This is a genomic window from Superficieibacter electus, assembly GCF_002915575.1.
In the GTDB taxonomy this organism is placed as follows: Bacteria; Pseudomonadota; Gammaproteobacteria; order Enterobacterales; family Enterobacteriaceae; genus Superficieibacter; species Superficieibacter electus.
Map to the genome: position 1 here is coordinate 13,690 of NZ_PQGD01000026.1, position 12,826 is coordinate 26,515.

A 12,826-nucleotide genomic window follows, 5' to 3' on the forward strand; every position below is an offset into this window, starting at 1 on the left:
GCTGCTGTAGAGCTCATTCAACCAAGCTCAAACTGTGCGTATTAAAGGATGCCTAACCTTTTTGTTTCATCGATCCACGGTCTGAATTCTTCCAGTAGATTATCATATAACTTTTCATCGCTAATCGAACCGAAATCATCCATGGCAAAGAAGTGGGTGTTATCAACCCGGCGGTCAGTAAAGTCATCCAGATTTTTGAGGATACCGTAGCTTGAACCACCCAGGCCGACAAACTTCCAGAAGATGGGGTAGTTGGCAGAACGCCGGATTGCATCTTTAATCGCCCGGGTCTTGCTGATCCCGCCATCGGTAATAAATACAACATACACCGGGATTTTCGAGTCCTTAAAGTAGTCGACTATTTCTTCCATCACAGGAGGCTCGTTGTTTGTCCCTCCGAGGCCCGGCAGGTTCTCCCAGGCTGAACGCTTTCCAGCCCCGCGAATGGACTGAATATATGTGTCCAGGTTGTCCAGTGTGACGTTTGGATACTTCTTATGCTTCTCTCCAAATCCCCAGACATCCATTTCACCGTCGTCGTCGAACTGGGCGGCAAGAACGGCGATGCGGTCCAGCACAGACTGAACGTTACCCTTACTGAACTGGCCACTCATTGAGCCGGATGCGTCAAGTACAAATGCAACCGCTGCCTCAAGGGTGTCCAGTTTATTTTTAGTAAGACTGACCGAGGCTTTTTTAGCGAGGCTTACAAGGCGCGGAGATCTGGTTTCCAGTTTCTTTTCCAGACTGATACGAGCAGGCTTTGCTGGCTGCGGAGCTGGCTGTGCGACATCAACGCCATAGCTAATGGCCAGAGGCTCAAGACCACCGTTGAAACCCTGCCCGAGCGCACGAAGCTTCCAGGCGCCATTGTGCCGATATACTTCACCCAGGATAATTGCTTTCTCACTGCGGCCCTGAGTCTCAGCCTGGAACTCAGCGATTCCTTGAGCCTGCATGCTCAACGAACTGAGCCCACTGATGGTATCTTCACCATCAATGACAACTGTGATTGCAATTTTACTGATGTTCGCAGGAACACGATCCAGTGCTATCTCAATGCTGGACTGCTGAGAACCGGTAACGAGCTTTACTGCCCCTTCAGGAGAAGACAGATTATTGTAAAAGATAAAGTCAGAATCGCCGCTGACCTTTCCCTGAGCATTAAGCAGGAACAGGCAGGTATCGGGTTCGCCTTTAAAGCCGGATTTGGTAGGGTACTGAAGATTCAGCCTGATCGCAGATTGCTGAAGTGGTATGTTTTGTCCGGATTGTAGATTCACATTAACTCTCCTGATTTTTGATTATTTTAAAGCGCAGCGTTTATATAGGTTCCCCTGGCTTAGTTCAGGACGCTGGATTTCTGGTGAGGCGTATATATGGTGTGACACCATATTTCATCACGTTGAAGTTTCTATACCTGTTGAATTGGAATTTCCATTGGTCGGGTATTTTATCTTCCAGAACCCGTGCCTTCATAAGTCGCAAACGTAACATATATCAGAGGGGCATGCTGTTGATATAAGGCACGGAATACAGGCTTTAACCAGCAACCAGAGAAAAATCCGTTTCCTGCCTTTAAAAGGCTCACGTCAGAATTAACATCTCTCTGCTTTCTGAGATTCCCGAACCCTTTCTGCCCCCCCCCTCCTGATAGCGGATCGCAACCAAAAAAAACCCCGGCATTGCCGGGGTATGATTCAGCGTTATTTTAGATGTTAACGCCGTGCTGGGAGGCAAGAGCCGCCAGGCCACCGGCAAAGCCCTGACCGACAGCTTTAAACTTCCACTCAGCGCCATGACGATACAGTTCACCGAAGACCATAGCGGTTTCGGTTGAGGCATCTTCAGACAGATCGAAACGGGCAATTTCCGTGCCGTTGTCGTTGTTGTAAACGCGCATGAAGCTGTTGCTCACCATGCCGAAGTTTTGTTTACGCGCTTCTGCATCATAGATGGTAACGGCAAACACCAGTTTTTTGATATCTGCTGAGACTTTGGTCAGATCGATTTTGACCTGCTCATCGTCGCCGTCGCCTTCACCGGTACGGTTGTCGCCCTGGTGCTCTACCGCGCCATCAGGGCTGGTTTTGTTATTGAAGAAAATGAAATGCGCATCTGACAACACTTTACCGTCTTCGCCTACTGCGAACACGGAAGCGTCCAGGTCAAAACCCTGACCATCGGTTACACGGGCATCCCAGCCTAGGCCAACCATAGCAACATTCATGGTTGGTGCTTCTTTGGTCAGAGATACATTGCCGCCTTTTACGAGAGAAACTGCCATTTTTAGCTCCTGCAAACAGTTGAATGAGGGCTGCATTAACAGCCCCGGGTAGAAAAGTTACTTTTTGATCAGGACGCGTTAATGCCGTACTGAGCACATACAGATGCCAGACCACCAGCATAACCCTGACCTACTGCGCGGAATTTCCACTCACCATTGTGGCGATACAGCTCGCCGAACAGCATGGCAGTCTCAGTGGACGCATCTTCGGTCAGATCGTAGCGAGCAACTTCAGTCTGGTTATCGTCATTAACCAGACGAATAAACGCACCGGATACCTGACCAAAGCTCTGGCGACGAGCCTGAGCATCGTGGATGGTCACAACGAAGATGATCTTGTCAACTTCAGACGGGACGGCGTCCAGTTTAATTTTCAGCGATTCATCATCACCATCGCCCTCACCGGTGCGGTTATCGCCGGTGTGCGTTACGGAACCGTCGGATGACGTCAGGTTGTTATAGAAGATGAAATCTGAATCGCCGCGCACTTTGCCGTTTGAGGCCAGCAGGAATGCTGAAGCATCCAGGTCAAAGTCCTGACCGTCTGTTGAACGCGCATCCCAGCCAAGGCCCACCAGGACGTTTTTCATTGACGGAGCTGCTTTACTTAGGGAGACGTTCCCGCCTTTGGAAAGAGAAACACTCATAAAATAACCTCTTCGATTAGTAATTGTTCAGGTTAACACTTAAGGGGATTAACTCCCCTTTTCCTCAGATTCAGGTTTGCCCGGGAACATGACGCTTGCGAGAATGCCCAGCGCCAGTACACCCAGTACAACATACAGGCTGGTTGTTGCCGCGATGCTGTAACCATGATGCCAGATGTGATCGGTCGCATTCAGGCCGAGTTTTGCCGCGATGAAGAACAGCAGCACGATAACGGCCTTCTCCAGATGAACCAGGTACTGTTTCAGTGCCTCAAGGACAAAGTACAGAGTACGCAGGCCCAGGATAGCAAACATCATGGCACTATAGACGATAAGCGGTTCACGACTGACGGCAATGATTGCCGGTACCGAGTCAAACGCGAACATTACGTCCGAGAGTTCAACCACAGCCACACACAGGAACAGCGGGGTCGCATACAGCGCCGCTTTTTTACCACGGCCAATGGTGACATCGCTGTTTTCTGGTTTCGCCAGTTCAGCATCCACTTCCTTCTGGTTAAGCAGGAAGGCATGCCCTCTGAGCTTCGGCCAGATAGGGAAGAAGCGTTTAACCATGCGGTAAGCCAGATGCTGGGAGTAATCCTCAATTTCATCATCGTCATCACCGCTTTTAAGCATCATGACCGCTGTCCAGGCAACGATAATAGCGAAGACAACTTCAACATACGGCCCCAGACTCAGCAGGCTCGTACCGATGGCGACAAAGATGCCCCTGAAGACAATGGCACCAATGATCCCCCAGTAGAGAACACGGTGGCGATAACGATCCGGAACGGCGAACCAGGAGAAGATGGCCATCATGACGAACAGGTTATCGACCGACAGCACTTTCTCCAGCGCATAACCCGTGACAAACAGACTGGCAACCTCAGCACCGTGGTGGATATAGAGGAAACCGGCAAATGCCATCGCAACCACAACCCAGAATACGGACCAGAGCGCCGCACTCTTCAGCGAAATAGGCTTGTCATCACGGTGCATAAACAGGTCAATAAAGATGGCACCGACTGAAAGCGCAATAAAAACAATGACCGTTTCAGTCGGGAAGCCGATGTGTGTGGAAACCATATTTTACCCTTAGGGATGTGGATCAGAGGCCAAATTCAGCCGGGTCGAAGCCCAACGCGATAGCGATCTCGCGGGAGGCCAGTTTCTCGTCCTGATCGAAGTTACCGTCACTTTTCGCAACGGCAATACCAACACGTAAGGCCAGCTGAGCGGCCTCAGGCTGATCTTTCAGCGCCAGGATGTATTTCATGGTTTCGCCCTTGCCGATTTCAACATCGAAATCGAAGCTTGAAACCAGTTTATTGAAGAACTCAATCACCTCATTGGTATCGAAGACCTTCAGCTCTTCTGAAGAGCGCAGAAAGCCCATCATTTTCTGCTTTTCTTCCGAACTTACGCCGTCACTCGATACGGCAATACGGGCACATACAGCAACGGTGCCCTGCATGAATTTTTTGTTTTTGAAACGGCCAACCTGGCGGGTCAGTTCGTCACGGCCTGAGTTAATGGCACCTTTAACTTTGTCGAAAAAGCTCATACCTGTTTCCTTTGTTGCTGTGTTATTTAGAACCGGCGCTCCAGCGAAATCCCCAGCCAAATGCCCGGTCCATTTCGTCCTGGCCTTTGAAGTACTGGTTAATTCGCTCGACTTTAATTGCGCCGTTTTCGTTTACGAGTCTGGCAATGGCGCACAATGTGCGACGGTTTTCACCTTCGGTCAGGCGGGTCTCAATGGGCGGTTGATCCGGCACATGAATGGTGACCACACCATCAGTCTTGTCCCAGCTGGGAACACCTTCATAAATAAAGGCGTAAATCAGCACTTCGCGGATATGCTTCCATTCACGTCCATTGATATGCAGCCACTCGCCGTCTGATACATCACCCGTCCGGTCATCGCCCTTGAGCTGAACATACGGTTCATCGCGATAATCACCGAATGCATTACCGAGCGCCTGAATGACCGATTTATACCCGTCCTGAAGCTCAACAAAGGCCCCCAGATCCAGGTCGATTCCTTTGGAGCCGAACATGCCTGCAAAGCCTGATTTGCCGCTGCCCCGGTGCCAGTTCAGGTTGATCCGGATTTCACCGAAGTTATCCCGTTTGGTCAGGCTGATTGCAGGCTTCTCTTTTGTCAGCGATACCTTGCTCAGGCTGATTTTTGTCTCAACTGGCGGAGGGGTTACAACCGGAGGAGTCGGGGCTGCGGGAGCCGGTTCGTCGGCAATATTTACGCCGAAATGCTCTGCCAGCGGTTTAAGTCCACCGTTGAACCCCTGCGCAACGAAGCGGAATTTCCAGTCATTATTACGACGGTAAAATTCACCCAGAATTAAGGCTGCTTCCTGACGGCCGCTCAGTTCGACACTGCCGCTAACCAGGCCGGTAGCCCCTTGCTCCACGTCGATGGAAAGATTACGAAGACCGGACACCGTCTGCCCACCGTCACAGGTCACGGTGAACGCAATTTTCTGGACATCAGGTTTCAGCCGGTTGAGCGCGACAGTAAAGGTTGAGTACTGGCCTTCACTGACCAGGCTGACGGTACCATCATCGTTACGTGGCTGACCATAAAACACCATGTCCGCATCACCCTGCACCTTCCCGTCGGCATACAGGCGAAACGCCGAAGCATCCACCTGGCCGCCCGAGGTGATCCGGACCCGCAACTCCTGGGCTGGAACGGGGGCATTGCCCCCCGGCGTCAGGTTCATTAGCGAATAACCGCTGAAACGATATCGGAGTGCATATCGTCAATTGTGCGGCCGCGACAGGCATGGCCAAGGGCGGTAAAGTCCCAGTTGCCGTTATTACGGCGCAGCGAAGAAATAACGATCCCGGTATGTGAGCCCTGCTCAGTCAGCTTGTAGCGAGCCAGCTCTTTGCCGGTTTGATCGACAACGCGGCAGAACGCGTTTTCGACGTCATTGAACGACTGACCACGGAAGCTGTTTACCGTAAACGCCAGGTATTCAACGTTTGCAGGCAGTCGGGAGAGGTTGACATTAATCACCTCATCGTCACCGTCACCTTCACCGGTCAGGTTATCGCCACTGTGCACAACAGCGCCGCAGGTGGATTCCAGTTTGCGGAACCAGATGGTGTCAATTGTTTTACCGGTGCTGTCCATTAATACGCAGCCAGCATCGAGATCGATTGAGTCGTTGCCTCCAAACAATCCTCCAAGAAGACCTTTTTTCTTAACCGGATCCCAACCGAGACCGAAATGAAGCTGGCTTAATGCAGATGATTCTTTGCTGAGTGATACCGTCTGGTTCTTAACTAATGAAACCATGTTTTATTCCTTAAAATGGTAATGACCGAGACAATCAAAGGTATATTTAGTAACTGACGAAGAAAATCATATCATGATGAAGTTCTCTGACAAGGGAAATTTTGGTAGTTTTCTGTAAAAACACAAAAAGAAATCCTTTTCAGGGTGTTAATTTTCTAAGTTTAATTTAAATATCAATGTGTTATCAGGAATCCAAAAAACCTGACGCACTCCATAACCACAGGAGTTATTAATCATATTATGATTGACATGTAGCTTAGACACTCATAGACTCACTTCTCAATCATAAATTTGCATGGCGTTCCGGATAATTAAAAAAAATGAACAAGAAAATTTGGTTTATGGAAGGTTTATCCTCCCAGCGAGATATTATTCAGGGGGTAAAATCATTTGCAAAAAAAAATAATTTTGCCATTACCGTTTTTGCCTCCCACCGTAACGAAAGAAATGAAATCCTTTCCGTTGCCGACTATTCTTTGACTGAACCTGAAGATCCTCAAAAACGTCTTCAGTTTATCCAGGAAACCATTCAGTCCTACGGCATCCACCATATTCATACTGGCCGTAACAGCCAGTGGTTTGAAGAACACCGTTCAGCCATTGAATCGACCGGTGCCACCCTTACTACCGGTGCAACGGGCGTCGACTGGTTAACTCTGGCTGACGAAAAAGTTACTTTTGCTCAGTTTATGGAGCAAAAGGGTCTCCCGGTCGTACCATCCTGGCGGGTGAATACGCTGGCAGAATTAAAAACACACCTCGCGGCCCCGCCGTTCACTGACAGCCCGGTATGCGTGAAGCCGGTGACGGGTATCTATGGCATGGGATTCTGGCGCTTTGATGACAGTGCTTCGCCTATGGCCGTCTTTAATCATCCCGAACATCGTCTGGTCAGTCCGCAACAGTATATTGCAGCAGCATCAGCTGCTGAGTCGTTTAAACCCCTTGTTTTGATGCCGTACCTGCCAGGCCCGGAATTTTCCGTCGATATCCTCGCGGATAAGGGCGAAATACTCGCAGCCGTGGGACGCCGTAAGGAAGGGGTTATCCAGTATCTGGTAAACGAAGGAAGCGCCTGGGAACTGGCGTGTGACTGCGCCAGGGTTATGAAGGCCGACGGGCTGGTGAATGTTCAGACGCGAAACGATGTGAATGGCAACCCGGTGCTGCTTGAAACCAACATGCGTCCGTCAGGGGGGGTGGGTTATACCCTTCACAGCGGGGTGAACCTTCCTGGGTTATTTGCTGCCTTTAAGCTCGGTCTGATGTCTGAAGATATGGTGCGCCAGAGCGCTAAAAACACCTTTTCTCCGGTTGCGGTGAGATCCATTACGGATGTAATTGCATACCCGGAATCACTCTCTAACCTTCTGAATTAAGGCGTATTTATGTCTGATATCCTCGAAGATATGATTTATCGCCGTACCCTCTCATGCGGTACGATTCAGGTAACCCGCGACCAGGGTGAAGTTTCGCTCGATGACCTGTTTGACATCGCTGAAAGACGTAACCCGAAACGCGCCTTTCTGTTTGTCAGCAAAGTACTCGGCAGGCACATTCCCGTGCCACCCTCAGTCATGCGGCAGGCCTACAGACAGCTTGCCAGCCAGTTCCCCTCGACACTGACAGGACCCGTACTGTTTATCGGTATGGCTGAAACCGCCGTTGGGCTTGGGGCCGGTGTATTTGATGAAGTGCGCCACCAGCATCCTGAATCTGTCTATCTGACCTCTACCCGTCACCCGGTTGATGGCACGTTGCTTTGCGAGTTCAAGGAAGAACACAGCCACGCCACCGATCATCTGATCTATCTGCCAGATGATGAAGAGAAAAGACGTCGTGTTACCAACGCACGAACGCTGGTTTTGATTGATGACGAGGCAACCACCGGTAATACCTTTATTAACCTGCTTTCAGCCCTGCGTAATACCGGCAAGCTTCAACATATTGAACAGGTTATAGCCGTTACGCTTACCGACTGGAGTGGCAAAGCCTTGTCCGAGCGCAGCACCTTACCAGTCACTTCGGTTTCTCTTGTAAGCGGTCAGTGGGGATGGACCCCATTACCTGATGCACCTGTCCCGGACATGCCGAAAGTCAACGTAACTTCACGAGGAGAATGGGACATCCAGGGAAAACAGTCCTGGGGCCGACTGGGGATGCTCGCACCTGCGGCCGATCTCGGCCATGAGGTCTCCGTCCACAAGGGGGAACGTATTCTGGTTCTCGGGACCGGGGAATTCGTCTGGGAGCCGTTCCTGCTTGCTGAACGGCTCGAAGCTGCCGGAGCACAGGCATTTTATGGATCGACCACCCGCTCCCCTATCGCCGTTGGTTATGCCATTGAGTCCGCCATTTCCTTTACGGATAACTACGGGCTGGGCATCCCCAATTTTGTCTATAACGTCGCCCACCAGCAGTTTGACCGCATTCTTGTGTGTACTGAGACACCCGCAGAAAGTATTGACACGCAGCTTCTTAAAGCGCTGGCTGAGGTTGCGGCCGTCGTGGAGATTGTTACCTATGAATAAACCCGTTGTTCTGAGCGACCTTGACGACACGCTCTTTCAGACCCGTCGTAAAATGGTGGACGAGCTGGCCCTGGAGCCATTCCGTACCGGTGCCGTTGATCGCACCCTGAATCCACGAAGCTTTATGACGGAAGAACAGTCCATGTTGGTGGACTGGCTCCTGGAGCAGGCTGAACTCATACCCGTTACCGCACGGGGAACTGAAGAAATCAGCCGCGTACGGATCCCTTTCCACTCCTGGGCAATCACCACTCACGGGGCCGTCATTCTCACGCCAGAAGGCAAACCCGACGAGGAGTGGAAGGCCCATATGCTCGGCCAGCTGGCTCCCTATCAGGAAAAGCTGACATCGATGCAGCGTCTGATCACTGAAATGATGGACGCAAAAGGGATCAATGCCTGGGCAAGGCTGAACTTCGAATACGGTGAAACGGCGGTTTATATGGTGATGAAGCACCGCGACAGCACCCGCCTTGACGAGCTCAATGCCATTGCAGATGAGATAGAAACGGTGTTTCCGACCGAGGGCTTCTACATCCACCGCAACAGTAATAACGTGGCCTGGCTTCCCACCGCGGTTGAGAAAGGGCTGGCAGTCAGATGGCTTCTTGAAAAACTTCGGGCTGAACGCGGAGTCTTCCCCGTAATTGGTCTGGGCGACAGCCTGAGCGATCATCGTTTTATGAAACTGTGCAGCTGGTTTGGCATCCCGCGTCAGAGTCAGTTTGCAGATGCCATTTCACAGCGAATTTTTGGAGAAAATTAAAATGCAGCCACATGACACATTTACCGGCTCATACCAGCCCGGTGACGTGGAATTTCTGCTAAAGCCGGTAGTCATTGAGATGACGCCGGTTGAGCAAAAAGAAGAGCTGATTCAGTCAGGGAAGAAACATTATTCGGACATGCTCAGTCAGGAGCCAGCGCCAACACAATGGCATCTTGATTTGTTTCACCGGGCGCTGGATCGGGGCGCAGAGAGACTTGCAAAAGAAGTCACACAGCTCGCTATTGCTCTGGCCGAACGCTTCGGTGATGAGCCCATTGTACTGGCCAGTCTCGTCAGAGCTGGCGTGCCGCTCGGCGTTATGCTGCACCAGGCCCTGCGTGACATGGGGAAAACCTCATGGCATTACGGTATCAGCATTATCCGGGATCGTGGAATTGACGGTGCAGCCCTCGACGTCATTGAAGAGCGCCATGGTACCAGCGGTATTGTCTTTGTTGACGGATGGACAGGTAAAGGCGCAATTACCGGAGAGCTTGTACGCGCACTGAAAGATCGCCCGGGCTATCCTGAGCAGCCGCGACTGGTTGTCCTGGCCGATCCCTGTGGCTGCTCCTGGCTTGCAGCCAGTGATGATGACTGGCTCATTCCTTTTGGCATCATGGGTGCGCCGGTATCAGGCCTGATCTCCCGGTCAGTATGGTCCTCTGAAGGATTACATGGGTGCATGGTTTGCGAGCATCTCAGTGAATTCGAATGCAGCCGGATGCTTGTCGATACCGTCGCCCATTTCCGTAAGAAGTTAACCCCGTCATCCCTCGCTACCCTGAGCTGGAATATGGAGTCAGCCCGGGTCTTATGGCAGACAAGTCGCGACGTTATCGCGTTCCTGGCCGATGAATTTAAAGTGGACAGCGTCAATCGTATTAAACCCGGTATTGCTGAAGCAACCCGGGCTGTATTACGTCGGGTACCGGACCATGTATTTGTGCGTTCTATTGACGACCCGGACGTTGCCTTGCTTGTAGGGCTTGCTCGTGAAAAGGGAATAGTTGTTACAGAAATGGGGGGAACCCTCGGCCAGTATCGGGCTGTAACCATTATCAAGAAGGTACTCTGATGAAAAATCGTCTTTCTCCCTGGAATCTGGGAGCCACGCTATACATGCCTGCAACACGGGAAGATATTGCTGATGCCGTCCTGCACGGGAAAATCCCGGGTTTGCGCTCTCTGGTGATTTGCCTGGAGGATGCTGTCAGTGAAGCAGACATCCCCATCGCCCTCAAAAATCTGGAGCACCTGCTGCACGAGCTCAGTAACAGCATGCGTAGCCTGGGTAAAAATGACTGGCCTCTGGTGTTCATTCGCCCTCGGCATGCCGAAATGGGCAGATGGTTAAAAGCGCATTATGATCTTTCCGCTGTCGATGGGTTTGTGTTGCCGAAATTTACCCTCAGTTCGTTAGCTGAATGGTGGGATATCATGGGCGGGACTCACCTGTGCATGATGCCAACGCTGGAAACAGAAGACGTCTTTGACGTGGTTCAGATGCGCGAGCTGGCCACTCGCCTGGTGGAACATCCCTGCCACGACCGCATTATTGCGCTTCGAATCGGCGGCAACGATCTTATGAACGTTGTGTCGCTTCGCCGCCCCCGGGACCTGACGCTGTATGACAGCCCGATGGGCTACGTCATCAAAATGCTCGTTTCAGTCTTCGGCCCGCGTGATTTTGCCCTGACCGCGCCCGTATGTGAGCATATTGACGATCATGCCGTTATGGCCAGAGAGCTGGCTCTTGATATGGCACATGGGCTTGTTGGGAAAACGGCCATTCACCCGGGTCAGATAGAGGTCATTCAAAACGCGCTGATGGTCACTCAGGGTGAGTATTCTGACGCTCTGCGGATCCTGAACTCTACCCAGGCCGTGTTTAAGTCGCAGGGAGCAATGTGTGAACCCGCCACACATCGCCGCTGGGCGGCTGGCATTCTGGACAGAGCTCGTTTTTATGGGTTACAGAACGAGCAAAGCGCTGATGGAATCAGATTACTTACCGTGACCCAGCATCATTAAGGAAATCATAATGGGGTTCAGGTTCAGAAAGTCGATCAACATTATTCCTGGCGTTCGCCTCAACCTGAGTAACGGTGCACCGAGCCTGAGTGTCGGGCCGAGAGGTGCTTCCGTTTCTTTTGGTAGCCGGGGGACCTATGCCAATCTGGGCTTGCCCGGTACCGGGCTGAGTTACCGTACCCGGCTTGACCGGGCCGCGCGTTCCGGAGGTGGAAACCGGACGGCAACCGACCCGGGGCTCAGACAGGCGCTTGAGCAGGAAGCCGCTGAACTCATGTCAGCGGTAACCGCAATCCGTAATATTCACGAGCTGACGCCGGATCCAAAAACAGGCATCAGCTGGGCAGAGCTGGAAGCAGTATACCTGCATAACAGAACGTCGCCTTTTCAGGTTCCGGCACCGGTGCGTCCAGAAAAGCCAGACTACCTTGCATTGCCGGAAAAGCCTGCCGAGAGCGAAGGCATTAGTTTTCTGGGTAAATGGTTTGAATCGGAATCAGCTAAAGCTGAGCGCCACGCCGAAAATCTTCGCCGGTGGCAGCAGGAGCTGATTGATGTGGAGCGTGAGAATACCCTTCGACAGCACCGGTACCAGCAACAACGGACGGCCTGGGCCGAACAGTATGCAAACTGGAAGTTTGAAGCAGAAGAACATGAAAAACGGCTCGCCACGGCTCAGGCAGATGCCCGGCAGCAGTTCCGGACAGACGCCGCGTTTTTCGAATCATACCTGGCGGGTGTGCTGGCAGAAACTGAATGGCCGCGTGAAACGATTGTTGCATTTGAAGTAAAGCCGGAGCTATCAGCAGTCCTGCTGGACGTTGATTTAGCTGAGATTGAAGATTTCCCTGATAAGATTTACGGCGTTAATGCCCGGGGCACGGAGCTGACGGAAAAAGCCATGACGCAAAAAGCCGTACGCGAAAACTATGCCCGCCACGTCCATGGCTGCTTGTTCCGCCTGGTCGGTATCGTTTTACATACGCTACCTTTCGACAACGTGATTGTGTCAGGCTTTACGCAACGGGTCAGTAAGCGGACCGGCTATCTGGAGGATGAGTATATCCTGTCCTGCAAATGCACTCGCAGCCAGATGTCGTCAGTAAATTTTGCAGGCATAGAACACATTGATCCGGTTGAAGCGTTAGGCGATCACCCGGTTATTCGAAAGATGAGCAGTACCTTCATTTTTCAGCCTATTGAACCACTAACCCTTTAAGCAGGCTAAAT

Annotated in this window: 13 protein-coding genes; 6 read left to right on the plus strand and 7 right to left on the minus strand. The window is 51.6% G+C overall.

Annotated elements, in window-relative coordinates:
- Nucleotides 1-41: 41 nt before the first annotated feature.
- From CHU32_RS23590 to CHU32_RS23625, 7 genes are all read right to left on the minus strand, one after another.
- The gene (locus tag CHU32_RS23590) at nucleotides 42-1,283 is read right to left on the minus strand and encodes a vWA domain-containing protein (RefSeq protein WP_001053340.1); all 1,242 of its coding nucleotides are present in this window, start codon (nucleotides 1,281-1,283) and stop codon (nucleotides 42-44) included.
- Between the two features lie 428 nt (nucleotides 1,284-1,711).
- On the minus strand, nucleotides 1,712-2,287 hold the full coding sequence (locus CHU32_RS23600) for a TerD family protein (RefSeq protein WP_000301247.1): 576 nt from the start codon (nucleotides 2,285-2,287) through the stop codon (nucleotides 1,712-1,714).
- A gap of 68 nt (nucleotides 2,288-2,355) precedes the next feature.
- Nucleotides 2,356-2,934, minus strand: coding sequence for a tellurium resistance membrane protein TerD (terD, locus tag CHU32_RS23605; protein WP_000116680.1), 579 nt, complete (start codon nucleotides 2,932-2,934; stop codon nucleotides 2,356-2,358).
- Between the two features lie 48 nt (nucleotides 2,935-2,982).
- Nucleotides 2,983-4,023 carry a tellurium resistance membrane protein TerC gene (gene terC, locus CHU32_RS23610; protein WP_000255079.1) on the minus strand — a complete coding sequence of 347 codons (1,041 nt, stop codon included), beginning with the start codon at nucleotides 4,021-4,023 and terminating at the stop codon, nucleotides 2,983-2,985.
- A 22-nt stretch (nucleotides 4,024-4,045) separates the two neighbouring features.
- Entirely contained in the window at nucleotides 4,046-4,501 is a 456-nt protein-coding gene (locus CHU32_RS23615; protein WP_000007449.1) for a tellurite resistance TerB family protein, read from the minus strand.
- A gap of 22 nt (nucleotides 4,502-4,523) precedes the next feature.
- Nucleotides 4,524-5,681, minus strand: a complete 1,158-nt coding sequence (locus tag CHU32_RS23620) for a TerD family protein (protein ID WP_001054786.1) — start codon at nucleotides 5,679-5,681, stop codon at nucleotides 4,524-4,526.
- Nucleotides 5,681-6,262, minus strand: coding sequence for a tellurium resistance-associated protein TerZ (locus CHU32_RS23625; protein WP_000254137.1), 582 nt, complete (start codon nucleotides 6,260-6,262; stop codon nucleotides 5,681-5,683). Before CHU32_RS23625 ends, CHU32_RS23620 begins: the two co-directional genes overlap by 1 nt.
- Nucleotides 6,263-6,582: 320 nt before the next feature.
- On the opposite strand from CHU32_RS23625, the gene CHU32_RS23630 reads away from it, so the two are divergent.
- Genes CHU32_RS23630 through CHU32_RS23655 form a run of 6 tightly spaced genes read left to right on the plus strand, consistent with a single transcriptional unit; the run spans nucleotide 6,583 to nucleotide 12,815 of the window.
- Nucleotides 6,583-7,641 (plus strand): ATP-grasp domain-containing protein, encoded by a 1,059-nt coding sequence (locus CHU32_RS23630; RefSeq protein WP_012695441.1) that lies wholly within the window; start codon nucleotides 6,583-6,585, stop codon nucleotides 7,639-7,641.
- Between the two features lie 9 nt (nucleotides 7,642-7,650).
- Nucleotides 7,651-8,793, plus strand: coding sequence for a phosphoribosyltransferase domain-containing protein (locus CHU32_RS23635; RefSeq protein ID WP_103678502.1), 1,143 nt, complete (start codon nucleotides 7,651-7,653; stop codon nucleotides 8,791-8,793).
- Nucleotides 8,786-9,559, plus strand: a complete 774-nt coding sequence (locus tag CHU32_RS23640; protein WP_001040058.1) for an HAD family hydrolase — start codon at nucleotides 8,786-8,788, stop codon at nucleotides 9,557-9,559. The genes CHU32_RS23635 and CHU32_RS23640 overlap by 8 nt, the downstream gene beginning before the upstream one ends.
- A gap of 1 nt (nucleotide 9,560) precedes the next feature.
- Nucleotides 9,561-10,640 (plus strand): cysteine protease StiP family protein, encoded by a 1,080-nt coding sequence (locus tag CHU32_RS23645; protein ID WP_001585166.1) that lies wholly within the window; start codon nucleotides 9,561-9,563, stop codon nucleotides 10,638-10,640.
- Nucleotides 10,640-11,596 (plus strand): HpcH/HpaI aldolase/citrate lyase family protein, encoded by a 957-nt coding sequence (locus tag CHU32_RS23650; RefSeq protein WP_011152965.1) that lies wholly within the window; start codon nucleotides 10,640-10,642, stop codon nucleotides 11,594-11,596. Before CHU32_RS23645 ends, CHU32_RS23650 begins: the two co-directional genes overlap by 1 nt.
- Before the next feature lie 10 nt (nucleotides 11,597-11,606).
- The gene (locus CHU32_RS23655; RefSeq protein ID WP_011152964.1) at nucleotides 11,607-12,815 is read left to right on the plus strand and encodes a DUF4236 domain-containing protein; all 1,209 of its coding nucleotides are present in this window, start codon (nucleotides 11,607-11,609) and stop codon (nucleotides 12,813-12,815) included.
- Nucleotides 12,816-12,826: the final 11 nt, after the last annotated feature.

Coding starts and splice junctions, on each gene's coding strand:
- CHU32_RS23645 (WP_001585166.1), top strand. CDS start 9,561: ATGCAGCCACATGACACATTTACCGGCTCATACCAGCCCGGTGACGTG.
- CHU32_RS23620 (WP_001054786.1), bottom strand. CDS start 5,681: ATGAACCTGACGCCGGGGGGCAATGCCCCCGTTCCAGCCCAGGAGTTG.
- CHU32_RS23625 (WP_000254137.1), bottom strand. CDS start 6,262: ATGGTTTCATTAGTTAAGAACCAGACGGTATCACTCAGCAAAGAATCA.
- CHU32_RS23655 (WP_011152964.1), top strand. CDS start 11,607: ATGGGGTTCAGGTTCAGAAAGTCGATCAACATTATTCCTGGCGTTCGC.
- terD (WP_000116680.1), bottom strand. CDS start 2,934: ATGAGTGTTTCTCTTTCCAAAGGCGGGAACGTCTCCCTAAGTAAAGCA.
- CHU32_RS23640 (WP_001040058.1), top strand. CDS start 8,786: ATGAATAAACCCGTTGTTCTGAGCGACCTTGACGACACGCTCTTTCAG.
- CHU32_RS23630 (WP_012695441.1), top strand. CDS start 6,583: ATGAACAAGAAAATTTGGTTTATGGAAGGTTTATCCTCCCAGCGAGAT.
- CHU32_RS23635 (WP_103678502.1), top strand. CDS start 7,651: ATGTCTGATATCCTCGAAGATATGATTTATCGCCGTACCCTCTCATGC.
- terC (WP_000255079.1), bottom strand. CDS start 4,023: ATGGTTTCCACACACATCGGCTTCCCGACTGAAACGGTCATTGTTTTT.
- CHU32_RS23615 (WP_000007449.1), bottom strand. CDS start 4,501: ATGAGCTTTTTCGACAAAGTTAAAGGTGCCATTAACTCAGGCCGTGAC.
- CHU32_RS23600 (WP_000301247.1), bottom strand. CDS start 2,287: ATGGCAGTTTCTCTCGTAAAAGGCGGCAATGTATCTCTGACCAAAGAA.
- CHU32_RS23650 (WP_011152965.1), top strand. CDS start 10,640: ATGAAAAATCGTCTTTCTCCCTGGAATCTGGGAGCCACGCTATACATG.